At 39.7% G+C, this 23913-nt stretch carries 22 protein-coding genes and 1 pseudogene; 14 read left to right on the top strand and 9 right to left on the bottom strand.

Annotated features, from left to right (window positions below):
• The first annotated feature begins 43 nt into the window (after positions 1–43).
• From NCWK1_RS08285 to recJ, 5 genes are all read left to right on the top strand, one after another.
• Positions 44–1459: an esterase/lipase family protein gene (locus tag NCWK1_RS08285; RefSeq protein WP_103124378.1), complete on the top strand. Its 1416-nt coding sequence runs from the start codon at positions 44–46 to the stop codon at positions 1457–1459.
• A 199-nt stretch (positions 1460–1658) separates the two neighbouring features.
• Positions 1659–2450, top strand: a complete 792-nt coding sequence (locus NCWK1_RS08280) for an SDR family NAD(P)-dependent oxidoreductase (protein ID WP_096579390.1) — start codon at positions 1659–1661, stop codon at positions 2448–2450.
• Positions 2451–2699: 249 nt separating this feature from the next.
• The gene (locus tag NCWK1_RS08275) at positions 2700–3125 is read left to right on the top strand and encodes a hypothetical protein (RefSeq protein WP_103124377.1); all 426 of its coding nucleotides are present in this window, start codon (positions 2700–2702) and stop codon (positions 3123–3125) included.
• Positions 3126–3134: 9 nt separating this feature from the next.
• Positions 3135–3458, top strand: coding sequence for an antibiotic biosynthesis monooxygenase family protein (locus NCWK1_RS08270; protein WP_103124376.1), 324 nt, complete (start codon positions 3135–3137; stop codon positions 3456–3458).
• Between the two features lie 200 nt (positions 3459–3658).
• Positions 3659–5752: a single-stranded-DNA-specific exonuclease RecJ gene (recJ, locus tag NCWK1_RS08265; protein ID WP_103124375.1), complete on the top strand. Its 2094-nt coding sequence runs from the start codon at positions 3659–3661 to the stop codon at positions 5750–5752.
• A 135-nt stretch (positions 5753–5887) separates the two neighbouring features.
• Here recJ and psb30 read toward each other — a convergent pair whose 3' ends face one another.
• Positions 5888–6022, bottom strand: a complete 135-nt coding sequence (psb30, locus tag NCWK1_RS08260) for a photosystem II reaction center protein Ycf12/Psb30 (RefSeq protein ID WP_015114955.1) — start codon at positions 6020–6022, stop codon at positions 5888–5890.
• A 130-nt stretch (positions 6023–6152) separates the two neighbouring features.
• On the opposite strand from psb30, the gene NCWK1_RS08255 reads away from it, so the two are divergent.
• From NCWK1_RS08255 to NCWK1_RS08245, 3 genes are all read left to right on the top strand, one after another.
• Positions 6153–6503, top strand: coding sequence for a YkgJ family cysteine cluster protein (locus NCWK1_RS08255; RefSeq protein WP_096579382.1), 351 nt, complete (start codon positions 6153–6155; stop codon positions 6501–6503).
• A gap of 216 nt (positions 6504–6719) precedes the next feature.
• Positions 6720–7112 (top strand): TMEM165/GDT1 family protein, encoded by a 393-nt coding sequence (locus NCWK1_RS08250; protein WP_096579380.1) that lies wholly within the window; start codon positions 6720–6722, stop codon positions 7110–7112.
• 40 nt (positions 7113–7152) lie between these two features.
• Positions 7153–7455 carry a TMEM165/GDT1 family protein gene (locus NCWK1_RS08245; protein ID WP_096579378.1) on the top strand — a complete coding sequence of 101 codons (303 nt, stop codon included), beginning with the start codon at positions 7153–7155 and terminating at the stop codon, positions 7453–7455.
• 130 nt (positions 7456–7585) lie between these two features.
• Here NCWK1_RS08245 and NCWK1_RS08240 read toward each other — a convergent pair whose 3' ends face one another.
• Positions 7586–8077: a hypothetical protein gene (locus NCWK1_RS08240; RefSeq protein ID WP_103124374.1), complete on the bottom strand. Its 492-nt coding sequence runs from the start codon at positions 8075–8077 to the stop codon at positions 7586–7588.
• A 275-nt stretch (positions 8078–8352) separates the two neighbouring features.
• Here NCWK1_RS08240 and NCWK1_RS08235 point away from each other — a divergent pair, with 275 nt between their 5' ends.
• Complete coding sequence (locus NCWK1_RS08235; RefSeq protein WP_103124373.1) at positions 8353–8943, top strand: DUF2808 domain-containing protein; 591 nt, start codon at positions 8353–8355, stop codon at positions 8941–8943.
• Between the two features lie 30 nt (positions 8944–8973).
• Here the strand turns inward: NCWK1_RS08235 and NCWK1_RS08230 are convergent, their stop codons facing one another.
• Positions 8974–11559, bottom strand: coding sequence for a GAF domain-containing protein (locus NCWK1_RS08230; RefSeq protein ID WP_103124372.1), 2586 nt, complete (start codon positions 11557–11559; stop codon positions 8974–8976).
• A gap of 1038 nt (positions 11560–12597) precedes the next feature.
• On the opposite strand from NCWK1_RS08230, the gene NCWK1_RS08225 reads away from it, so the two are divergent.
• Together NCWK1_RS08225 and NCWK1_RS08220 are read left to right on the top strand one after the other, a co-directional pair.
• Positions 12598–12960, top strand: a complete 363-nt coding sequence (locus NCWK1_RS08225; RefSeq protein ID WP_096579370.1) for a four-helix bundle copper-binding protein — start codon at positions 12598–12600, stop codon at positions 12958–12960.
• Positions 12961–13186: 226 nt separating this feature from the next.
• Entirely contained in the window at positions 13187–13852 is a 666-nt protein-coding gene (locus tag NCWK1_RS08220) for a hypothetical protein (protein ID WP_103124371.1), read from the top strand.
• 79 nt (positions 13853–13931) lie between these two features.
• Here NCWK1_RS08220 and NCWK1_RS08215 read toward each other — a convergent pair whose 3' ends face one another.
• Both NCWK1_RS08215 and NCWK1_RS08210 read right to left on the bottom strand, forming a co-directional pair.
• A complete protein-coding gene (locus NCWK1_RS08215; protein ID WP_103124370.1) occupies positions 13932–15365 on the bottom strand; it encodes an LCP family protein in 1434 nt (477 codons plus the stop codon).
• A 281-nt stretch (positions 15366–15646) separates the two neighbouring features.
• A complete protein-coding gene (locus tag NCWK1_RS08210) occupies positions 15647–16078 on the bottom strand; it encodes a hypothetical protein (RefSeq protein WP_187308088.1) in 432 nt (143 codons plus the stop codon).
• A gap of 108 nt (positions 16079–16186) precedes the next feature.
• Here NCWK1_RS08210 and NCWK1_RS08205 point away from each other — a divergent pair, with 108 nt between their 5' ends.
• The gene (locus NCWK1_RS08205) at positions 16187–17365 is read left to right on the top strand and encodes an AI-2E family transporter (RefSeq protein WP_096579364.1); all 1179 of its coding nucleotides are present in this window, start codon (positions 16187–16189) and stop codon (positions 17363–17365) included.
• A 31-nt stretch (positions 17366–17396) separates the two neighbouring features.
• Here the strand turns inward: NCWK1_RS08205 and NCWK1_RS08200 are convergent, their stop codons facing one another.
• Positions 17397–18722 carry a serpin family protein gene (locus NCWK1_RS08200; protein WP_103124369.1) on the bottom strand — a complete coding sequence of 442 codons (1326 nt, stop codon included), beginning with the start codon at positions 18720–18722 and terminating at the stop codon, positions 17397–17399.
• Between the two features lie 246 nt (positions 18723–18968).
• Positions 18969–20558, bottom strand: a complete 1590-nt coding sequence (locus tag NCWK1_RS08195) for a S8 family serine peptidase (protein ID WP_103124368.1) — start codon at positions 20556–20558, stop codon at positions 18969–18971.
• Positions 20559–20750: 192 nt separating this feature from the next.
• Between NCWK1_RS08195 and rpe the strand changes: the two genes are divergently transcribed.
• Positions 20751–21458, top strand: a complete 708-nt coding sequence (rpe, locus tag NCWK1_RS08190; RefSeq protein ID WP_096579358.1) for a ribulose-phosphate 3-epimerase — start codon at positions 20751–20753, stop codon at positions 21456–21458.
• Positions 21459–21610: 152 nt separating this feature from the next.
• Here rpe and hpsJ-A read toward each other — a convergent pair whose 3' ends face one another.
• The gene (gene hpsJ-A / locus NCWK1_RS08185; protein WP_187308087.1) at positions 21611–22330 is read right to left on the bottom strand and encodes an HpsJ-like protein, cyanoexosortase A-associated; all 720 of its coding nucleotides are present in this window, start codon (positions 22328–22330) and stop codon (positions 21611–21613) included.
• A gap of 200 nt (positions 22331–22530) precedes the next feature.
• Positions 22531–23379 carry a cyanoexosortase A gene (crtA, locus tag NCWK1_RS08180; RefSeq protein ID WP_245894857.1) on the bottom strand — a complete coding sequence of 283 codons (849 nt, stop codon included), beginning with the start codon at positions 23377–23379 and terminating at the stop codon, positions 22531–22533.
• A gap of 373 nt (positions 23380–23752) precedes the next feature.
• On the opposite strand from crtA, the pseudogene NCWK1_RS30065 reads away from it, so the two are divergent.
• A pseudogene (locus tag NCWK1_RS30065) lies at positions 23753–23913 on the top strand (AI-2E family transporter); the annotation flags it as partial.

Below are 23913 nucleotides of genomic sequence, written 5' to 3'. Positions count from 1 at the left end.
TTAAATAACTAATGACTAATAACAATAAACAAGGAGGATATCAATGCACTATTTACCAATTATTTATGTTCGCGGTTATGCAGGTACAGATAAAGATGTTGACCAAACTGTAAATGATCCATTTTATGGATTTAATAGTGGTTCAACTCATATTCGTGTAGGAGAAAAAGGTACTCCCGAAAAGTTTTTTTTCGAGAGTCCATTGTTACGATTGATGACTGACCACGGTTATCGCCCGGTGTTTGATAATAAGCAACTGAGTAGTAATATCAAAACTATTTGGATTTATCGATTTTATGATATGACTTCGCCTAGTTTTGGTGATGAAAACACAGTCAGACTAGAAATGGAGGAAATAGCTAAGGGTTTAAGAGACTTAATTAATGTTGTCAAACATGAAAGTGGAGCAGAAAAAGTTCATTTAATTGCTCACTCAATGGGAGGTCTTGTCTGTCGCAGTTTGATGCAAAAAATTTATCCAGATAACGGCGAAAAAGCTGAAGATCATATTGATAAATTATTTACTTATGGTACACCGCATGGTGGGATTTATTTTCAAGTTGGTAGCGGCCTAATTGAAGGTCTCAGGGATACAGTGAAATTGAATAATTCTGATGATTTTGGCCCCCAAAGAATGTATGAATATTTCACTCCCGAAAATAAACTCAATTCGATGCGTTCACTACCGCAAACTTTTGACCCGCAAAGTCTAGATGATGCTTTTTCACCAGACCGCGTTTTTTGTATTATTGGTACGAATGCGCGTGATTATGAAAGTGGTGCTGGTTTGTCACAAAAGGCTGTAGGGCCACAAAGTGATGGTTTAGTTCAGCTAGATAAAGCTTATGTGAGAGGAGCGCATCGCGCTTATATTCATCGCACTCATGGCGGACGCTATGGGATGGTGAATTCAGAAGAAGCCTATCAAAATCTGCAACGGTTTTTATTTGGTGATATCAAGGTCAAGCTGTCTCTGAGTAATGTAGAATTAAGCGATCGCCAAAATACTTTTTACCAGATGGAAGTTCGTGTGGCTTTGCGCGGTCTTCCTACTCCTATACACGAACAAGCTATTGACCGTTATTGTCCCATTACAGTGGAATTAACCAGAGATAAGCCTGTACCACTATTTACAGCTTTCTTAATTCCTCGCTATGCAGTGAATACGGATAATACTTGTAGATATGCAATTCGTTTGGCGTTGTATTCGTTTACAAAGAAAGAAAGAGATTGGTTGTTTGATAGTCACATCGACCAGTTACCTTTATGGTCTGACTATTTAATTGTGGATGTCACAGCTGAAGATGATACATACAAAGCAAAATACTGTTGGAACTCTGAAAATTTAGAGCCAAATATTGACCTCGGCGTAGGTGCTGATATTCTCTTACCACAGCGCGGTCGTGATGTTGTGGGGACAAAAGCAGCAATTAAGTTAGAAATTTCTAAATGGCAATAATTTGTTAAACGCAGAGGTGCGCTAAGGTAGGCGCAGAGTTACGCTGAGTTTTTAGGAGTGCATTGGAGGGTAGGAGGGAGATTTTTAGATTTTTAGGAAACATTATTGATTTTGCTGTAGTCAGTCATTAGTCATAAGTAATAAATTGCGAATGACTAATAACTAACTATTTTTTCTAAATTTTAATTAAGGTAAAGTTATGCAAAGCGATCGCAAAAAAACTGCGCTAATTACTGGTGCATCGGGTGGGATTGGTTATGAATTTGTTAAGTTATTTGCTCAAGATAAATACAATTTGGTATTAGTCGCTAGAAGTGAGCAAAAACTCCATCAAATTGCTGCGGAATTAAGAACTAACTTTAGGATTGATGTCAAAGTTATCGCTAAAGATTTGGCGAATCCTGCTGCGCCAGAAGAAATTTTTGCTGAGTTACAACAAGCTTCTATTAAGATTGATGTTCTGATTAATAATGCGGGATTTGCTAGTTATGGTTTGTTTAACGAAACAGATTTAACTGCGGAATTACAAATGCTGCAAGTTAATGTGATGTGTCTGACTCATTTAACTAAGTTGTTTCTCAAGGATATGGTGAAGCAAGGTTATGGCAAAATTTTAAATTTGGCTTCGACTGCTGCTTTTCAACCAGGCCCTTTAATGGCGGTTTATTATGCGAGTAAGGCTTATGTATTATCATTTTCAGAAGCGATCGCTAATGAATTAGAAGGTACAGGTGTCTCTGTAACTGCGCTTTGTCCAGGGCCGACAGAATCCAATTTCCAAAAACGCGCCGCAATGGAAGACTCAAAACTTGTCAGCGGTCAAAAAATTATGGATGCGGAAACTGTGGCTAAAATCGGCTACGAAGCTTTGTTTGATAACAAAACTGTGGTTGTTCCTGGCTTAAAAAATAAACTACTCACGGAAACTGTTAGATTCACCCCCAGAAAGCTGGTGACTAAAATCGTCAGAAGTATGCAAGAAAGCAAATAGTGATGGTCGCTTGGGTGCAGACGCACACACAATATTTGCTCTGTAACCCAACATTTTTTAAATGATTTCACGCAGAGACCCGGAGTCGCAGAGAAGATGAGAGATGATAGTTTTGAATCACTCAGCACTCAGCACTTTCAACTCAGAACTTTTTTCGCATCAGGATTTACACTAATACACAATTTATTAAGTACGGTGTTACGCTGAGGTATTCAAATCTACATAAATACCAACTGTGTAAATTCTGATATGTCTAAATTAATATCAGCTTTTTTAATTACCGCTACTTTGCTATTGACAGCCAGCAATGATTCTAAAATTTCAATGGCGGGAACTTGTGCTTCTAACTGTGGTAAGGCTCCAATTCAGTTTACACCAGGGCAACGTATCCGCGTGCTAGTGGTTAACAGAACACCCCGTGTGCTTCAACTACAAAAACCTTCAATTACTGACCCGGTTTCCCTAAATCCTGGACAAAATTTATATTTAGACCAGCTAGAAGGTACTGAACCAAATACATCTTTAATATTTTGGGATAACACGGGTAGGTCAGTAGAAGCTAATCTTTCTCGACCTAATTTAGCTACCTTGCGCGTGGAACTGCGTCCGACTTGGCGGGTTCCTGGCGATCGCTCGGTGTATATTCAAGATGATGGTAGGATAAATGTTTTGTAATCCTACATTATGATTCTGGAAGCAGTAATGCTCAGTGTTAAAAGTGGCACTGAGCAAAATTTTGAAACCGCTTTCCAACAAGCCTCGCCTCTAATTTCATCAATGAATGGCTACATCTCCCATGAACTTCATAAATGTGTAGAAGTCAGGGGTAAATATTTATTGTTGGTGAAATGGGAAACTTTAGAGGCGCATATAATCGGGTTTAGAGGTTCGCCTGAATATCAGCAATGGAAACAACTACTCCATCATTTTTACGAGCCGTTTCCGATGGTTGAACATTTTGAACCTATCACAGGAGGCAGGGGGCAGGAGGCAGAAGGAAGAAGGTAAAAGTATTACTATTCTTAGCATTCATGCTTTTAACTACAGCTATATCTTATGTATTAAAAGGTGTAACTCCTTGAAGTTACACCTTTTTGATTTTAGTGCGATCGCTCCTTGCGTATTCTCGATAAGAATTAGAATAAATGTGCTTTAAAAGTGTTATCAGTTAAGAGTTACGCAACAACTCCCAACTATCGTCCTTCATCGTGCTAGACCGACCTTTAACAGAACGTTCACAAATTCGCAAACGCTTACCCAATCAGCGTTGGCAAATTTACCCACAAAAAACAGATTTAGCCCAAAAACTGGCAGTTTTAACTAATCTTTCCCCCATCATCAGCCAGTTATTAATTAATCGTGGAATTGAAACACCAGCGCAAGCACAAGCATTTTTAGAGCCAGAATCAATAGTTTTACCTTCGCCTTTGGAAGAATTTCCAGATTTGGCGATGAGTGTGGAGTTGTTGCAAGAGGCGATCGCATCTCAAAGTAAAATTGCTATTTGTGGTGACTATGATGCAGATGGGATGACTAGCACTGCATTACTTTTGCGGAGTCTGCGTGCTTTAAGCGCACAGGTAGATTATGCTATTCCTAGTCGGATGCACGAAGGTTACGGTATCAATAAACGCATCGTCGAAGAATTTCACAGTGAAGGTGTCAAACTAATTCTCACTGTCGATAATGGTATCTCTGCTTATGAACCCATTGCTAGAGCTAGAGAACTCGGCGTAAAGGTCATTGTCACCGACCACCACGACATTCCACAACAATTACCCCCAGCCGATGCTATCCTCAACCCCAAACTCATCGCCGAATCTTCACCTTATCGCGGTGTGGCTGGTGTTGGTGTAGCTTACATTCTGGCGGTATGTCTCACACAACAGCTAGGTGAAACCAGAGGCTTAATTCAGCCAATGCTAGAATTATTCACCCTCGGAACTATTGCAGATTTAGCGCCTTTAACTGGTGTAAATCGTCGCTGGGTAAAACGCGGTTTAAAACATTTACCCAAGTCTAGATTACCTGGTGTGCAAGCGTTAATTCAAATAGGCGGTGTGCAAGCTAAAGAAGCAGGGGAGCAGAGGAGCAGGGGAGCAGGGGAGAAAAATTCTTCCAAGTCACTCAAACCTGAAGATATTGGCTTTCGTCTTGGGCCGAGGATTAATGCAGTTGGTAGAATTGGCGATCCTCAGACGGTGATTGATTTGCTGACTACGGATGATATGGGAATTGCACTGACCAGAGCAATGCAGTGTGAACAAACAAACACTAGCCGTCAGCAAATGTGCGAGGAGATTGAACAAGAAGCGATCGCTTATGTAGAATCAGAATTCATCGCTTCTTTACCGCAAGACCGGGTATTGGTTGTTGTGCAGCCTGAGTGGCATCATGGGGTAATTGGGATTGTCGCCTCTCGCTTGGTGGAACGCTATGGTGTACCTGTTTTTATTGGCACTTATGAAGATGCTGGACACATCCGCGGTTCAGCGCGGGGAATTCCTGAGTTTCATGTGTTTGAAGCGTTGGAATACTGTCGAGATTTGTTAGGTAAGTTTGGTGGACACAAAGCAGCGGGGGGATTTTCTTTACCAGCAGAAAATTTAGAATCGGTGCGATCGCGGTTAATTGATTTTGCTAACCAGTGTCTAGAACCGCAACACCTCAAGCCACTTCTCAAAATTGATGCTCAAGCTAATTTCGATCAAATTAATCAGCAGCTTTTTCAACAGCTAAATGCACTGCATCCTTGCGGTATCGATAACCCCGACCCAGTTTTTTGGACTGCAAATGTGCAAGTCATTGAACAGCAAATTGTGGGTAAGGGTCATATTAAGGTAACACTCGCCCAAACTATCAATGATCAGCAATATATAATTAAGGCGATCGCTTGGCGTTGGCGTGATTACTTCCCTTTACCACAACGGGTTGATGTCGCTTATAAGTTGCGCGAAAACACTTTTAACGGCAATACTAAGATTGAATTAGAGTTGCTTGGAGTCAGATTAACAACAGTTGCTACGCAAATCTTTTACACTGCGCTACCCAACTCACTTAGAACCACTTTTGAGTACAAGCAACGTCAATATACTTGTGGCATCTATCAAAATAACTCTTTACCAGAACTCAGAATTAAAAATCCTGAAGGCAAAATTCTCGTTATGCACCCAGAACGTATAATTGGCTTGTTGGGAACCAGTCGTGAAAATGCTATAGAGGTTGATATATCTCAACCACAATATGATTCTATTATTCAAGCAGCGTTGCAAGCATTATCATACATAAATGCTGAGTCATGAATACTGATTTTTCACTCAGCACTCAAAACTCAGCGAGAAGTTGCGTGCGGAGAGAACTTGCGTGCGCGGGTTCCCCGCGTTGAGCAAAGTTCGGGGAGTTCCCCCCGTTGAGCAAACTTCGGTGACTCAGTACTTTTACAGGTTGCCGTTGCGAAAAGCCAAAACAAAAATTACAGCAGGCCCAGCAATGACAATTAGTGCTACAGAGAGTAGCTGGAAAATAACTTCCCAATTGATACTGGTGACAGCGCTAATGATACCGTCAAACATTTTTTCTCTTCCTCCCAATTATCTTAAAACAGTTCGATAATCAATTAGTTGCAAAACCCGCATTTGATCATATCCGCCAATGGTATGCAAGTTTTAATTTACTTAACAAAATTATAGGAAAAAACATAAAATGGCAAACTGGCAATGTGTCAAACAATGTGGAGCCTGCTGTAATCTCGACCCAGCAGAACGTCCCGATTTAGATGAATATCTCTTACCAGAGGAGTTAGAACTTTACCTGAGTATGGTAGGCAAAGATGGCTGGTGCATCAATTTCGACCACGATACAAGAGAATGCCAGATTTACGCCAACCGTCCGCGCTTCTGTCGGGTAGAAGCTGAGGCGTTTCAAGATATGTATGGGATTGAGCCAGAAGAACTTAATGATTTTGCTATAGATTGCTGTCGCCAACAAATTGAGGGGGTATATGGCGATCGCTCTTTAGAAATGTTGCGCTTCGATAAAGCCGTGGGGATTTAAACTTATATGAAGTTAATTCTCATCTGAAACATCATTTTAAAGCTGCTTCCCACCAACTTCGTAGAGGATGATTGATTTGTTTATCGTACATACTGGTATCACTTATTGTAACTATTTTACTGTTGCCATATATTCACGCCAAATAGTTGCAATTTATGACAACAATCTGAGAAAATGAGAAGAATATGAAAATAACCTAGCAACAAAACTACGCCTGTGAAACTCGACTCTGCACCCGTAGCTATTTCTGCGAAAGACCTGCCAGAATTAAAGGAAGATACTACATCTCAACTCACTACTGTAATTCCTGCTAGTCACAAAAAGCGGGACTCAGCATTTGTAGTGTTTGGCACAACATTCATTACAATATTTCTTGCAGAAATTGGTGATAAAACTCAGCTATCGACTTTATTAATGAGTGCAGAATCTCATGCACCTTGGGTAGTTTTTCTAGGATCGGGGGCTGCACTAATCACAACAAGTTTGCTAGGTGTACTCTTGGGTAGTTGGATATCTAGCCGTCTCAGTCCCAAAACTGTAGAAAAATCCGCCGGAGTCATGTTGCTGTTAATTTCAGTGATGCTGTTTTGGGATGTATTGCAAGGTTAGTTTACATTCCCTATTTATTCCTTACTCGCTCTAAATATTTATGGATTGGCATCTTTTAGGACTAAGCTTTATTACAGTTTTTTTATCAGAATTAGGCGACAAAAGCCAGTTAGCGGCGATCGCACTTTCGAGTCGTGGTCAATCTCAAAAAGCGATATTTTTCGGTACAGCAGGCGCATTATTATTAACTAGCCTTTTAGGCGCATTGGCTGGTGGTGCGGTAGCAGAGTTATTACCTACACGGATATTAAAAGCGATCGCGGCTATGGGTTTTGCCATCCTAGCTGCAAGGTTGTTGTTTTTTAACAATGAAGAATCGCCAGATTCGGAACCAACACCCTAAATTATTACTGAAAAATGAGAACCCCAGTTTTTTAGTAAAACTGGGGTTTTTTCACATTCAATTTTTATCACGAGTCTTCAATAAATAACGGTGGAGAAGTTTTATCCTTCCTACTCCCCATTTTCTTTATTTATTCAACTTGTACCCGCCAGCATTGGCTTAACAATATTCCTCCAGTCACTAGCTTAACTGCGTCTAATATCCAGTAACCGCCGTGTAGTAAATCCATTGATGCTGGAACTGTAGCTGTTTCAAACAAATTGAGATGAATTCCAGCAGCGCACATATTTGGAGTTAAAAAGTAAGTTTCTAGCAGAGAGACTGTGAGCAAAATAATAGCAAAAACAATGGTGTTAGGATGCCAGTTATGCTTGGTTTTGCTCAAAGCCAACACACCAGTTAAAATTACCGCAGCAGATAACAATTCAATCCGATTAAAATTCCAAAAAATTGCATAGCCAGCTGTAGTAAAACCAGCTTCGGTCATCATACCAGAAAGATAAAGACTAGGCATTATTACCCAATCTAAAATTACGCTGGCACTTAGCCAAAAACCCAAGGTCAACATAATGGCGGGTTGCCAAATTGACCGCTTGAATGCAACTGTAGCAAGTATATTCATAATACGAAATAATTACTGCTCTTTTACTCTTAGTTTCTAACTTAAAGAGTGACTTTGACAACAAATATCAATTAACTTTTACGAATTAGTATTAACTAGGAGAATAAAAATGTAACGAAAGGTAAAAAATAAAATTTATCTCTAAAGGTAAATAGTCAAATACCTGTCATAAAAACATCTATTGTTGTGCTTGTTTATAACTGAATATGACTGAAATATCCATACACAGCGCACTCAACATACAATATTAATAAGTAATCATCCAAAAAAAAGTTATGCGTCCTAGAGTGTTGTTACGTGCAGCGATCGCCAGCATAACCTTAATCAACGGATACCTTCTACCGCCAAGTTCTGCCATTCAATTGCAAGATGGCACCGTGTATTTTGCACAACCACCGCGTCTAGTGAATACAATCACTACCTACAATGAGGTTTACGCATGGGGTGCGACATATTATTTTACAATCAGCTTGCCAGAAAATGCTGGAGAACCGCTACAAAGTCTAGCGATTAATCAGCGTGAAGGAGTAGACAATATTCGCTTTGATTTGAACGATAGTGTTGCTTTTGAAGGTAAGCCTTCTGGTAAAGGACAAAAGGTAGAATTACAAAATGTCGTAGGCGATGGCAAAACAAGGACTGTTACCCTAAGATTTGATCCGCCAGTGTCTCCTGGTAAAACTATGACAATTGGTCTAAAACCTTGGCAAAATCCGCGAAGTACTGGTGTTTATCTCTTTGGAGTCACGGCTTTTCCCCAAGGGGAAAAATCTCACGGTCAATTTTTAGGTTATGGCAGATTGCAGTTTTATAACCACAGTGATTCATGGTTTCGTCCTAGAGGATTTTATGGCATTTGGCCGTAGTCAGCTATTTTTGTTGATCACAAAGTCTGTTTACTTCTCATTAAATGTCCAAACACCGTCATCCCAATCGAATTCAGTTGGTGGTGATTGTAGCCAATGCTGACAACGCAAAAGATGTAACATCGCGGCTTTATCTTGGTTGTCATAAGCTAAAACCTTGGCAAATTCAGCCCTAGCATAAGTAAACTCACGCTTGAGATAATATTCACGTCCTTTGTGATAGTGTTCAATAACTTGCAATTTGTCACTAGGAATTGGGTCAGTACGTAAACCCACTAATTCATATATAGATACTGGCTCGTTTCTACCTTTAACGCGAATGTAATCTAGTTCTCTTGCCCAAATATATTCTTGGCATGGTTTAAAAGTGTTATCACTCAGAATAATGTCACAACCGTATTGTTTGCTGACACTTTCTAAGCGGGAACCGAGGTTAACACCATCACCAATGGCAGTAAATTCCATCCGCTTACTTGAGCCAATGTTGCCACTAATGACTGTATCAGAATTGATCCCAATGCCAATATTAATTCTGGGTTTATTCGCAGCGTAGCGACGTTGGTTAAATTCGTGCAGGCGATGGCGCATTTCTACGGATGTTTGTACAGCCATCCAAGCGTGTTCTTCTAAGGGTAGCGGAGAACCAAACACAGCCATTATGGCATCACCGATATATTTATCAAGAGTACCTTTGTGTTTAAAAACGGCTTCTACCATTGACTCAAAATATTCATTTAGCATACTCACCACTTCTTCCGCTTCCAGGTTTTCTGTCAAAGTGGTGTAACCGCGAATATCAGAGAATAAAATGGAAACTTCTTTGCGATCGCCTCCTAGTTTGGCATCATCTAATTTGAGTAATTCTTCCGCTAATTCTTGCGTCATGTAGCGGTACATAGTACTCTTGAGGCGTTTCTCATCACTAATGTCTTCCATCACCACCAACGCGCCGCGTACTTGTTGTTGGTCGCTGGCATCAGCAATGGAATTAATTGATAAATTAATACTGTGCTGTTCAGTATCTGTACTTATGAGTGTGCGGTCAGGATAATATTGCTGGCGGCGTTTGATATCATCTCCATGTAAGGCATCTTGAAACCATTTGCTAAAGTCGCCTTCTTTAATGGCGATCGCTTCATTAATTAATTTACCTTCTAAACGTTCTTCTGTTTCTATACCCAGCAAGCGTTTTGCACTTTCATTGGCAGCAATAATACAACCTGATTTATCTGTAGAAATTACACCATTAGACAGACTCCGCAAAATATCCCGCTGCATTTGTTCTTGTTGCTTAACTGTGGCAAACAGTTGAGCATTTTGCAACGCCACACCCGCTTGAATATTAAAAGCTTCCATGAAATCTTCGTCGTTGCGGTCAAAACTAGCTTGGAAGCATTCAGGCGCTTTCGGCCAAGTTGCCGGGTTATAAGGCGGAAAATCCCCAGATTTCTTTTTATTTACCAGTTGTGTCACACCAATCAATTCTTGATCGGCGTTAAACACTGGCATACACAATAAACTACAGGTACGATAACCATTTTGTTGGTCAATGTGTTTGGCTGTTTCCGAGTCTTGATGATCGTACAAATCAAAAGGAATGTTCAGTGTTTTGCCAGAGACAGCAACCATACCCGCAAAACCTTTACCGATATGTACGCGTAATTCCCTGGTTGAACCGTCATCTTGAGTAATTTTCGTCCATAATTCATGGCGATCGCGATCGATTAACCACAAGGTACTGCGATCGGCGTTCATCAGTTCTTTGGCTTCGTCCATTACCCGCTTCAGGGTATCTTCTAAGTCCAGACTGCTTTGACTCAAAGACTTAATCGCTTTCATCAACGCCGCCGCTGCTCTTTGTTTTTGCGTCGCCATATAAAAAGAGCGCGATGATTCTAAAATCAAGCGAATCGAAGGCGCAAATTCCTGAAATAACTGTTCGTCGCTGTGTGTAAAACCTTTGGTATCAATTCGCTCGCCTAGTGGTGCATGTATATCATGTATTGACTTTAATTTATTGAGTAACTGTACTACTGCCACTAACTGCCCTTGTTCATTTAACAGTGGCAAAGCCAGCATTGTATAGGTACGGTAGCCAGTAACTTTTTCTTGTGCTTGGGCAAATATCGAACGGGGATCGTTATAAAAATCAAAGGGAATATTAACTACTTGTTTTAATGTAGCGACTTCACCCGCAATCCCTTTATCGGCGGGGATGCGAATTTCTAATGAGCGATCGCCTTCTCCCGCAGCCACAATCGACCACAGTTCTTGTTTTTCTTCATCTAATAAAAATATAGTTGTCCGGTCTGCTCCTAATAATTCCCCAGTTTTTAAGGTAATTGACTGCAACATTTCTTGCAGAATTGTTTCAAACCCGTGAGAATCCAACATTGATAGGGTTTGATGGACAATCTGTAACTTATGCTCGACTTCAGTCACAACTTGTTTAAAAGTATCCTGAGTCAGGGGAGCAAGAAAAGTAGAAATAGTGCCTTTTCTTCTGGCAAGAGCACCCACAGGAGCAGAATTGGGTTGTAATTGTTGATTTTCTTGGTTGTGAACACCAATAATTAAATCAGCGGTCTCCCCAACACCACGTTGATGCACTGTCATAAGTAGTTTTTTATAGCAGAATTAGACTTTAGGAATAATTAACAATGTCATTAGTTTTATTTATGCTTTTCTTTTAACCATAAATGTATTGACATTACCCACAGTTTAATCCCTCATTGAGCCAGCGTCATCCTGCTTTCCCCCTGTCTTTACCCATCCTGGGTTGAATGTAATTTTGGCAATGACAAATAAATATAGTTCATTTTTTTGCCATATTCTTTGCGGAAGATGCTTGAGCGAAAACTAAGCTGTGATCTGGCATATTGTGGATTAGACCAGCGCAGTTAGCCATGATGGATCTAACTGACAATCTCTATGAGAGTACTATTGATATAATTCCCAAAACATTGGCTAAACTAACAGCCGAAGTTTCTGAATAGATGGCAGTTGCAGATAATACTCTCCAATCCAGTCTCAACAAACAATCTTTTTGCGTAAGTCTTAACTTACTCAAAGCCTTTCAAACCTATTTGCTATTCCCTGCCTTAACGATTAATTTTCACAACTTATTGAGGATTTTTATAAAGTATTATCTTGTACTATCCAGTGTATTTATGGCATCCAGAAAGTTTTTTTAATTTATAGATTTATATAAATATATTTTCTATTTCTCAGCAATTATCAGCATCCCAAAACATTTTATAAATGTATTTACATAGATCTATCTTGAGGTCAATGAAATTTGACTAAGAAGTTTGTATTGAGTTTAAAACATTTTTCAATTGATAGTTAAAGAAATATAACATTATCGGCAGCGATAATCTAGTTATAGACTACATCTCTGGCTAGATTTGGACTCTTCATAAAAATCTCTAGTTTGCCACCGTTGTTTCAAAGCTTAGTCTCTAAATCATTTGCCAATAAACATCACTATTTCATGGGCAATTGTTGACTAATTCCGGTAAATTTATCGGGATTGATGTCTTAAAAAAATGACATAAATAACTCTATTGACCACTGAAAAATATCAGATTAATGTTGTAGGTAAGTCCCACAAAGGACACTCTTAAAGCATCAAAAAATCAGGAGATTTTTCTTATGATGATGATGATGACTGAATCCATGACTTCGGAAATGCAAACCTGCATGAACGCTTGTATGGAATGTCACAAAATGTGTATGGAAACCATGACTTACTGTATGAGTAAAGGCAGTATGCACATGGACATGAGCATGATGGGCATGATGCGCGATTGCTCAGAGATGTGCATGATGTGTATGACTATGATGATGGGTGGTTCGGAATTCATGGGACGCACTTGTATGCTTTGTGCTGATATGTGCGATCGCTGTGCAATGGCTTGTGAAAAAATGAGCGACGATTCCAAGATGATGGAATGTGCCGCAGCTTGCCGCAAGTGTGCTGAAGCCTGCCGTTCTATGCAAATGATGCCTGCTTAATTTCACTACTTCGCAGAAGTTTCTCTGCAACCTATTATTCAAGCGCTCAGACTTTAGCAGTCTGGGCGCTTGAAGTTTTGTTAATAAATATAGTAATCAACAATATTCCCGACTTATTAAATAAGTCGGGAATATGAAACTTTCCATTATCAATTGTGGAAATTGTTGTATAAAACTTGGATCTATTATTTCCTGCTCATCTAAACGATAAAATTTTCAGGAGGAAATGATGCAAGTTGACTACAAGCAAATTCAACAATTGATTTTGCCACCAATTTTGATGAGTTTAATAGCAGTCGGAACACTCGCTTGTCAATCAAAAATTAGTTCTTCTCCAAGTAGCCAAACGATCGCCACATCAGTTGTCTCTTTGGAAAAGTCTACTCCCAAAGCTGTAGCGCAAGTGCCAGGAATTTACCGCAGCGATCGCTATCGTTTTCGGTTTAATTACTCCACCAAAGATTTTGTCATAGATAACAAGATATCAACTCCTAGAAATAATGTTGCATCTCCCCTAGCGGCTGTTGATATCTGGACTAAACAACATGCCCAAAAAATTCGTGCTGGAGCATACAACGGCGGTACAGAATATCCAGCTAATGTTCAAGTAGCTGTATATAATAACCCACGCAAATTCTCTTTGCAGCAGTGGGTGAAGCAGAGTAACGAATTTACAGGTAGCCGTGACTTTAAATCTGCGAAAATTGCCGGACAAACGGGCGTAAAATTTCAATCTAGTGGTTTGTACGAAAACGAAAATGTGGCTTTTATCAGCCCTAAAGACTCCCGAATTATTGTTGTGTCATTATCTAAAACTGGTTACGGCAATAATGATGCAATTTATCGCCGAGCATATCAACAGGTGGTGAATTCCTTCACATTTCTGAAATAGACAGAAATGGGGATTAATCAAAATAAATAGCAGAGGAAAATGCGCTCACATCTCCTCTGCTGTTTTTAACGTCTTTGGTTCAATAAGAAGACTGACTAGAATCATTCAAAGGCATTTGGTGTTGCAACCAATCTTTGCCCACTTGGATGCTGACATCAGAATCCAGAGTACCAGTGCTTTCAACGCGCACTTCGCCTATTCCCAAAACATCTCGAATTGATTCAGCACTATTGCCGTCTCCCTGTTGAGCCACAATGTGAGTTACTTCTAAAGGTTCACTCCAAGGTTTAGACACGTAAATATTACGATATCCAGACCTTTCCAAAGCGCGAATTAAAGGTCGCAGGGTGGCGCGATCGCTACCTGTACTATCTTGAATTGCTATGCGCACAGAACCAGGATCATTCACTTGCTGAGTTTCGGTATTTTCAGCGTTTGATTGTAAGCCAAATTGTTTAGCCATGAGTTTGGCAATCCCATTTTTGCTGGGCAACCAATAGCTGGCATCATACTCGCCTTTCTCGCTAAAACGACCTGGCAGCATTAACATCTGCATATTAGAGCGATTAGTCCGCACACTAAAACCGAATAAAGCCACTAATTCTTCAACTGTCAAATTAGTATCAATGTGTTCTTTGACAACATTCAGAATTTTGGGTAATTGAGTCAGGGTTGCAGGGTTAAGACTTTGGTCAGTTAAAGCGCGGATTACCATTTGCTGGCGTTGAATCCGGCCGATATCTCCTAATTCATCATGACGAAAACGGAGTAATTGCAGCGTTTGCTCTCCGTTAAGATGCTGTTTGCCTGCTTTTAAATTAATATATAGATGCTGAGAATCATCTTGGTATTTCATATCTTTGGGGACATAGACTGTAACGCCACCCAAAGCATCAATGAGTTTAGCAACTCCCAGAACGTTAATCCGAATATAACGGTCAATACCAACGCCGCCCAAAAGATTGCTGACAGTTTTGGCTGTTAATGCTGGGCCGCCTTCGACATTGGCAGCATTAATTTTTCTTGTCCCATGCCCTTCAATTTCTGTGCGGGTATCTCTAGGAACAGAGAGCATAACTATTTTTTTCGTCTCTGGGTCAAATTTGACCAACAACATCACATCAGAGAGACCATCAAAAGAATTGACCTGCGGCAAGTAGCGAAGATTTTTCGTATCAGCGGGAGGATTTTGGACATCTGGTGGTAGTACACTCATCCCCATCACCAAAAGATTCACAGGGCGAGTTAATTCCGAAAAGCGCAATCCACCTCCGGCGATCGCATCGCTATCAAAGACAGCTTCTTCTTGAGGACTGAGGTCGGCTTGTTGCAATGGCGTACTGGTTAAAGAAACTGCCAACAAAGCTCCTGCCATTGCTGACACCATTGCAATACCACTCATACCCACCCAGAACCACAACCAACGTCCCGATTTAGGGTTTATTGACTTTCTGCCCTTTAAGTTGGGTGTTTTTGAGTGGTTTTCTTCCGCCGAAGTTCTTTGACTGGTCACAGACTGCCTCACACTTGCTGATTAAATTCGGTTAATTTGCAGATTATTAAGTATGCAAATACATCAACTCATAGTAGTTAACTCTTAATTAACCATGTTGACTTTTCGCTATTATGTCAACCAAAACACTTATAGCAGGATTTTTCTTTTTTGGGGTAAATCCTGATATGTTTTATAGAAGTATGACAACAATAAGTCAGTTTGACCAGAGCCTCTAGGAGATAATCTGTAAATAGCTAAAAATTCAGTAAAAATACTGTCTAGAGGTTTACTGATCAGCATCATGATAAATGCTTACCTAACACTCGCTCGGCTAAATTGCTTAACCCTGGTAAACGACTAGATTGTCCCCGAATAATGCGAAAAATTAGCCAAATACTCACTAAAAAATAACCAGATGTGATCAAGCTATTGAGTATTAATAAACGCAAGGCCAAAAATTCAGAAGATGCTGCTCCAGTTGCTAACAAAAGATAAGTTAACAGCCAAGTAAATGTCATAGTAACAGACTGACGGCTAACCCTCAGTTGTTCCCGACTGCCCTGATGACGATAGAGAGTCCAGAGAGATGGCAGAACCCCAATAACTGGGATGACATAAATCAGTAACTGTCTTTGATTGGTATAGGAGTTTTGACTAAAAACCTGAGGTGAGACAGGCTGATTTTCTGCCTCTACCCCGAAAGAATCATTAATTGGTTCAAGATTTTCCATTTGGCTGAGTCTAATCCTAAACTAGAGAGATGAAAGACTGTGATGTAGTCAGAGATAATAGGCTTTAGAGAAAGATTTTATTTAGTTTTATCTCGCAAGCAGCTAAAGATGCAGACACGCAAGCTAATCGACTGGTGGCAGACACTAACACCAATAGCGCGAATCGGAGCGATCGCTCTATTCGCACCACTGCTAGTCCTCAATGGTTGGGCGATTTCAGCAATTTTTGAATATTTCCACTCCCTCATAGTTATTTTAGTCGGAGCCTCGGTATTGGCATTTCTGCTCAACTACCCCGTTAGCTGGATGGAGCAACACGGTGCGAAGCGAGAGCAAGTTGCTGTCCTGGTGTTTTTATTAGCGTTATCGATTTTATTAGCATTGGGTGTAACTCTGTTTCCGTTAGCGTTAACGCAAGCGCAACAGCTGGTGGCTCGCATCCCAGAGTTAATTGATTCTGGGCGATCGCAGTTAATGATGTTAAACGAGAAAGCAGAAGTTCTCGGCTTACCGATTAACCTTGATGCTCTTGTAGTGCAAATAAACGATCGCGTCAAGGGACAATTGCAAGCGATCGCCGGACAAGTTCTGAATCTGGCGGTTGTCACATTCACTAGCTTGCTAGATTTTCTGCTGACAATGGTTTTGACTTTCTATCTTTTGCAGCATGGCGATGAACTTTGGCAAAGTTTAGTGGAATGGCTACCAACCAGATTTCGTGAGCCTTTTTCCCAAACAGTCCGCCTCAGTTTCCAAAACTTTTTTATTACTCAGCTAATTTTATCTACCTGCATGGCCTCAGCCTTGATTCCTGCATTTTTGTGGCTGAAAGTACCATTCGGTTTGTTATTTGGTCTCACTATCGGCATTATGGCTCTTGTACCCTTTGGCGGTTCCGTGGGTATTATCTTGACTACTTCGTTAGTTGCTTTACAAGACTTTTGGATGGGAACCAGAGTTTTACTCGCCGCCGTGATTGTGCAACAAATTTTAGAAAATTTAATTGCGCCGCGGATATTAGGCAGTTTTACTGGCTTAAACCCAGTCTGGATACTAATTTCTGTCTTAACTGGTGCGAGAGTTGGTGGACTGTTGGGTGTAATTGTCGCCGTACCTACAGCTGTCATCGTCAAGACTGCATTAGGCGCACTTCGTCCAGGTAGGTTAACCAGCGAAACAGATGTCAGCAGTGCTAAATGCGAGAAACCTGCACCCAGCGTAACTGAAGAATCGCCCAAAGCCGAAGTCAAAAATCCCCTTAGTTTTTCGGAGCCAACATTACCTTAACTTTTTTATTCTTTTGCCTTTTAACTTTTTATTATGGTTCCAAAATTGAACCCATAAACAAAATGCTACCTGTTTGATTATCTCGGATGGCACAGAAGAAGGGACGGTCAACAATCATCTGGAATGGTTCTGGCTTTTCTCTCAACGATGTTGCAACTATCCCTACTGATGTGGCTGCTGCGGCTTCTGTGCCTTCTTCATTGACTTCCACAAAGGTTTTGTGTTTTACCTGGCTAATAGCCAAATTTTTCCCCATCCCGGAAAAATTGGCTTGATTACTAAAAGCTTCCTGCATACCCAAGGCTTTGAGCGCATCATTAAGTGACACTTCGTAGTCTGTTTTCAAGCGGGGTAAGCGAATGAAGCCATCTTGGCTCTTGAATTGTGTTACCCATTTTTCCCAGTTCTCAGCATTCAAGTTTTGATAAAAGGTTTTGAGAGTAGAGTTTTGTTTCGGCAAAAAGATGTAAAAACTGACTTTTTTGTCTTTTCCGTAAGGTAAACTCACTGCTTGAAATTGCTCATTTTCATAGTATTGATATTCCCCTGTTTGAGACATCATCAGGTGTGGTTTTTGCTGACCAGATGCACTATAAAAAGGATGTTCAGCAGTTTGATTTTTATCAAACTTTTCACTCCATTGTCCTTTAAAGTAAATAGCATTAATTAAAAACAGCACTTGATTGGGTTCGATTGTGTCAACTATTTTGTTGATTTTACCGCGTGTATTATCGTTAACCCAATTATTAATGCTATTTAAAGCTGATGCAGATTTAAAGTCTAAATTAGCTACCTTAGCTTGGTAAAATTCTTGGTTTCTTTGCAAAAAATCTGGACGCAGAGTCACATCCTGATTTACCCACAGTGAATTAGCAATGTTTAATTGCACATTAGCATCGGAATTTTCTAAGAGACTTTTTAAATTGGCATAATTAGAGTTAATTTCTGCCAAACTCATACCTTGAAGTTCTAAAGTTTTCGCCATTGCTTGTTGAGTAGAACCACTTGCACCGTTGTAGGTCATGGCTAAGGCGATCGCTAAACTAGAAGGTGAAATAAAAATGTTTTTCTCGTTACTTTCTGCTGTCAAAATTTCTGAAAATAGCTTGAAGCCAAATTTATTATTGGCTTTTACTAATTTTGTATCAACTTTTACTGTTTTTTTTTGCAATGGTAACTCTGGTTGAGGCATTTTAGAGTCGGCAAGGGCATCACTATTACTATTAACTTGAGAACAACCCAGTACACCAAACAAAACGACACTAGCTGCGGCTAGGACATAACGCCTTCCCAGGCTGACAGCGTAACGTCTTTGCAGAAAATTTTCTTTCATACCGCGCAACTTTTGCCGATTCATGATTCCACCTCACTTACCAAAGATGTTTAGCAACTATCACGATTGATGCTAAATGCGTTAATGATTAACTATTGCATTAGTAGGGGCATCAACCTTTGACGGTTACAGTTTTGGTAACAGTAATTCAGTGAGTAGCAGTGATTTGGAATTAAGTTGTTAGTTACTATACTTACTCCAAATAGTAATCCAAAGTCAAAAGTCAATAGTCCAAAATAACTTTTGACTACTGACTTCATACTTTTGACTTTAATTCATAGTCCACCAAGCCAAAGCATAAGGTTGAGTTGGAGCGTTTACCTGTTGGCGAAATTGCACACGGATTTTGTAATTCCCATTAGCAGGAACGGGACAAAAAATATGTTCTACACTATCAATTTGACTAATAGAAGAACAAACAGCGCCAGCCTCAGAATTTTTAGCATCAGCTTTGACTAAGTAGAGGTCGAGATTATTCAAACCCTTATCGCTAAAAGTTTCGCCCACATCAAACTGTTCGTTTTGATTGCGATCGCTCAACTCGACCAATCTATCCCAACTAAGGGTAATAGCAACAAAACTCCCCTGCTTTAACGGTTTTGTTAACTGATAATCAACACTATTCCCCGCCGCAACTTGGCGATAATCCCAACCAATTGCGGGGATAGTCTTTGCAGGTTGCCATTGTCCAGCGCTAAATTGTTGATAAGCGCGAAACGCATTTAAATGTCCTGCACCCATTTGAGCATCTAAGGGAATTTGTGGGTTTTTATAAGCATCAGAATCTAACCAATTTTGATTCTGTTTATCGATCAGTGTCCGTGACATCCCCAAGCGCAAGCCATTACCACTGTCTTGGATTTTATCGGCGGAGTTGAGCAAAACTGCTTTCATCACTTGATGACGGCGGCTATCAACACTCCAATTAGGTTTTTTTGTGCGGAGTTGGCGATCGCCAAATTCCTGTAACAAAGCAACTGTAGCCGTAACATGAGGTGCAGCAAAACTTGTACCTGTCGCTTTATTAATTTTGCCGTCAGGATTCAGCAACGGAATATTATTACCTGGCGCAACTATACTGATGGCGCGACGACCATCCAGATTATATTCTTTTCCTGCTAACCTTCCACTAGCTCCCTGATTCACCCCTGCCAGGTTAGAAACATCTACTTTATTAAAAATTCCCCCGCGACGGGATGAAAAAGCCACGTTAACTCCATTAAAATTATCTGTAGGAATCGGAATACCCCCTTTACCCTGATTGCCTGCGATCGCATACAAAACATCGTGAACCCGACTCGACCAGTCAACACACAACGTTAACAAAGCATTCCCATCTAGAACAGCATCCACGCGTGGATCACGATTGAGGGGTTCACCAAAGCTAAAGTTAATTGCGCGGATATCACCACCATTTTGTAATGCAATGTGTTGTGCTGATAAACACTCTTCTGGCTGACCCATGTTTTTCGTAGAACCGACAGCAGAAGAATACAGTCTGGCTCCTGGTGCTACCCCAGGTAAACCCTTATCTCTACTCACCATCATCCCAGCAACATTGTAAGCGTGGGGGTCAACACCAGTATTTGATTTTGCGGGGCCATTGCGTAAGAAAACTGCTGCTAGAGATATAGCGCGATTTTTTGAGACGGCTTTATCCCAACCAAACATTCCCGGACGACCGATTTCTACTTGACCAATGGCTATCTTGTGACCAGTTAAATTGTAAGGAGGTTGATGTAGTTTTAAAGCATCAATCCCATTTGTTCCTAAAGAAGTTTCTAATCCTGAAGCCAATACAGGTACACTCAAACAAGAAGCACTCAAACCCCAAATTAGCCAACTTAGTTTTTTGTTCATAATTAATAGTCAATGGTCAATATTCATCGGTCATTTGTAATTTTCTCTGTCTTCTCTGCTGGCTTCAATAGATAAGCTGCTTATGGCCTTTACCTGACAAAGCAAGATTAAATTCAAGAGAATTACTCAATATTTTGTTACAGTATTTTGTTACAATGCTTACAGACGAGGACGCTTAAAAACCCACTAGCCATGACCCAAAACCGATCTGAACAGCCCATTGTAATTGCTCCATCTATACTATCAGCCGATTTTAGTCGTCTGGGTGATGAAATTCGCGCAGTAGACGCAGCTGGAGCCGATTGGATTCATGTTGATGTAATGGACGGTCGTTTTGTACCTAATATTACGATAGGCCCTCTGGTTGTGGAGGCGATTCGTCCAGTTACTAAAAAACCTCTGGATGTCCACTTGATGATTGTGGAACCAGAAAAGTATGTAGAAGGCTTTGCTAAAGCAGGTGCAGATATTATCTCTGTTCACGCTGAACATAATGCTTCACCACACTTACACCGCACTCTCGGTCAAATTAAAGAACTTGGTAAACAAGCAGGAGTAGTACTCAATCCTTCCACACCACTAGAATTTATTGAGTACGTACTAGAACTTTGTGATTTAGTTCTAATTATGAGTGTTAACCCTGGTTTTGGTGGTCAAAGCTTCATTCCTGGTGTCATACCTAAAATCAGAAAGCTGCGTCAGATGTGCGATGAGCGCGGACTCAACCCCTGGATTGAAGTTGATGGCGGACTGAAAGCTAACAATACTTGGCAGGTTTTAGAAGCAGGCGCTAATGCCATTGTTGCTGGTTCCGCTGTATTCAACGCCAAAGATTATGCTGAAGCAATTACCAATATTCGCAACAGCAAGCGTCCTACACCAGAACTCGCAAAAGTTTAATTTAGTCAAGTCTTGTATTCATTAAACTAGGGTAGGCAATTTAAATTGCCTACCCTAGTTTTTTGCTTTACTGAATTTCAATTACAGTTTCAGACATCTACAGATGATAAAAACTAGCCCATACAAGGCTTATAAATTTTTCACCTGCTATTTCACTTACTTCTTGCCCAATTAGTTGTTTTCCAAAAGATGAAAAATAAAGCAGATGTCACTAAAGCTCCCAGATTCCATTTCACAGAATTTTTTAGTAAATTTAACCGCTGAGTCGATTGATTAGCTTGAGCTTGTAGTTTAATTTTCTCTTTAGCTTGAGAAACCTCTGATAAAACTTTTTCTTTTAATTCTTGAGGATTACTTGCATTTACTGAACGGCCTTGGCTTTTGAGAAAAGTTTCGATTTGTTCTGGTTTAGCTTGGCTAAGTCGCTGTTCAACTTGTTCAGCTTGCGATATTTGTTGCTGAGATAAATTGTTAATTTGATTATAACTTTGCTTACTAAGTCTGACTGTATTACTAATACCAACAGGAATAAGCAATATAAAAATTATCGCTAACAATAAACTGATCCAAGATAGTAATCTTAAAGTTAAGAATTCCCACTTAGATCGGGCATGTAGCTCACCATAAAACACTAATGCCAAACCAATCAAACTCACAGGTACTCTTTCGACTAATGCACCAAAAGTTTGAAATTCCCAAACGGGATTCATAAAGCTAGGCGGAAAAATGGTTTCAACTATATCGAATAATGCCAGCAACAATAGCCCATAACCAAGAACTCGTAAAATAGTCATTGAGCCTACTTGGTTGTAAGCAAATTCCTGCAACTCCTGAATTACGGGAATAAGTTTATCAGTGTTTGATTTAGTCATATTTCTAGCAAATGTTCCACAGTTCAATTCAAGCTAAGATAATGGTCTAATTGTAAATTCTCTATGTCTGAGATTCACCAAGAAAAACTTGACTTCTATATTCTTCTAATTTGGGCTTTTTTGATGATTCTTTTTGGATAACATTTACCAAAACTAAAATGATACAGCTTAGATTTACAGCTAACAATAAAATACGCAGCTTACTCCAAATCTTCATTAGCTTTTAGACCTTGTAGTTCTCTTTTTTTAGACTCTGGTGGATTGAGTAAAAACCAGTAAAATAAACCAAAAAGTATCACTGTAATCATCCCAAATATTAATGAACCATCTCCCACATGCCAAAACTTAAAAGCTTGCTGATGTTGATTAGCTGCAATGACAGCTAAAATGGCAACTCTGACAGCATTAACCATAAAAGCGATAATTACAGCTACTATAGGCACTAAGATTCTTTTTTTACGTTCTGGGGGAAACATTAATAAACCAATTACAGATAGCCCTAAAAGATGGCATATCCACTCTATACCTGCACAGTTCTCTGCAACTTTAATTCCACCAGTTGGTAAATTTATATAGACATCTTGCAAATAGACTTCAAACCCAGCATACCAAAGTATTAATGTAGACAATTTGGCAGTTAAAACCGATAATGGTTTCACATTTAATAAAGCAAAAATTAAGACTTTAGGTACACTAGCAAAAAAAAGAATCACTAGTTCTTGCCAATATTGCTTTAATCCCTTCAATCCAGAAGCAAGCAAACTTATTGCAAGTGCCGCAACGAAAGGTGCGACATGAGTATATACTGCAAATAATTTTCCTGGCGGGAAGTGAATACTATACCAAAGTACAATGGCTATTAGAACTGTACCAATAACACTAGAAATAATATCGCTTTCTAATTTAAGTTTATGTTTTTTATCTCCGAGTAAGGAGACTACAGCAAATAAAGATAAAACTATCATTCCTAGGTGAGAATCATCACCTGCTTTCCAAATTATGGTTAAAAGTATTGCAACTAAGCCTCCGCTTATTCCTAATAACCACAATTGGGGATTTGTTAGTGGTTGATTTAAAATGCGAGTTGCTTTCATGTACTTTAAATATGAAACAGCTAAGATTCAGTGATTACTATTAAGTTGCTACACACAAAATTTAAGTAATTTTTCTCAATGTATTTAGTAATTAAGATTACTATTTAAGTAAATATAATCAACCTTTTTTATGAACTTTTATTAAATCTTTAATTTTATTAACTTCTCAACATTACTTGATATTCAGTCATAAATGCTGAAATATCCAGATTAATCCATAATAAGTAGTTTATTCCTTCTATGAATTTTATGTAAATTTATTTTTCATTACTAGGGAACTCAGCTATATTTTATACATTAATTAAATTAACCATGTGTATAAGAGACAGGTGCGAAGCGAGAGCAAGTTGCTGTCCTGGTGTTTTTATTAGCGTTATCGATTTTATTAGCATTGGGTGTAACTCTGTTTCCGTTAGCGTTAACGCAAGCGCAACAGCTGGTGGCTCGCATCCCAGAGTTAATTGATTCTGGGCGATCGCAGTTAATGAT

Source organism: Nostoc cycadae WK-1 (genome assembly GCF_002897135.1).
GTDB lineage: Bacteria > Cyanobacteriota > Cyanobacteriia > Cyanobacteriales > Nostocaceae > Nostoc_B.
This window is presented reverse-complemented; position numbering and strand designations above follow the sequence as displayed.

Coding starts and splice junctions, on each gene's coding strand:
- NCWK1_RS08285 (WP_103124378.1), top strand. CDS start 44: ATGCACTATTTACCAATTATTTATGTTCGCGGTTATGCAGGTACAGAT.
- NCWK1_RS08280 (WP_096579390.1), top strand. CDS start 1,659: ATGCAAAGCGATCGCAAAAAAACTGCGCTAATTACTGGTGCATCGGGT.
- NCWK1_RS08275 (WP_103124377.1), top strand. CDS start 2,700: ATGTCTAAATTAATATCAGCTTTTTTAATTACCGCTACTTTGCTATTG.
- NCWK1_RS08270 (WP_103124376.1), top strand. CDS start 3,135: ATGATTCTGGAAGCAGTAATGCTCAGTGTTAAAAGTGGCACTGAGCAA.
- psb30 (WP_015114955.1), bottom strand. CDS start 6,022: ATGTTTGACGGTATCATTAGCGCTGTCACCAGTATCAATTGGGAAGTT.
- NCWK1_RS08255 (WP_096579382.1), top strand. CDS start 6,153: ATGGCAAACTGGCAATGTGTCAAACAATGTGGAGCCTGCTGTAATCTC.
- NCWK1_RS08245 (WP_096579378.1), top strand. CDS start 7,153: ATGGATTGGCATCTTTTAGGACTAAGCTTTATTACAGTTTTTTTATCA.
- NCWK1_RS08240 (WP_103124374.1), bottom strand. CDS start 8,077: ATGAATATACTTGCTACAGTTGCATTCAAGCGGTCAATTTGGCAACCC.
- NCWK1_RS08235 (WP_103124373.1), top strand. CDS start 8,353: ATGCGTCCTAGAGTGTTGTTACGTGCAGCGATCGCCAGCATAACCTTA.
- NCWK1_RS08230 (WP_103124372.1), bottom strand. CDS start 11,559: ATGACAGTGCATCAACGTGGTGTTGGGGAGACCGCTGATTTAATTATT.
- NCWK1_RS08225 (WP_096579370.1), top strand. CDS start 12,598: ATGATGATGATGATGACTGAATCCATGACTTCGGAAATGCAAACCTGC.
- NCWK1_RS08220 (WP_103124371.1), top strand. CDS start 13,187: ATGATGCAAGTTGACTACAAGCAAATTCAACAATTGATTTTGCCACCA.
- NCWK1_RS08210 (WP_187308088.1), bottom strand. CDS start 16,078: ATGGAAAATCTTGAACCAATTAATGATTCTTTCGGGGTAGAGGCAGAA.
- NCWK1_RS08205 (WP_096579364.1), top strand. CDS start 16,187: ATGCAGACACGCAAGCTAATCGACTGGTGGCAGACACTAACACCAATA.
- NCWK1_RS08200 (WP_103124369.1), bottom strand. CDS start 18,722: ATGAATCGGCAAAAGTTGCGCGGTATGAAAGAAAATTTTCTGCAAAGA.
- NCWK1_RS08195 (WP_103124368.1), bottom strand. CDS start 20,558: ATGAACAAAAAACTAAGTTGGCTAATTTGGGGTTTGAGTGCTTCTTGT.
- rpe (WP_096579358.1), top strand. CDS start 20,751: ATGACCCAAAACCGATCTGAACAGCCCATTGTAATTGCTCCATCTATA.
- hpsJ-A (WP_187308087.1), bottom strand. CDS start 22,330: ATGACTAAATCAAACACTGATAAACTTATTCCCGTAATTCAGGAGTTG.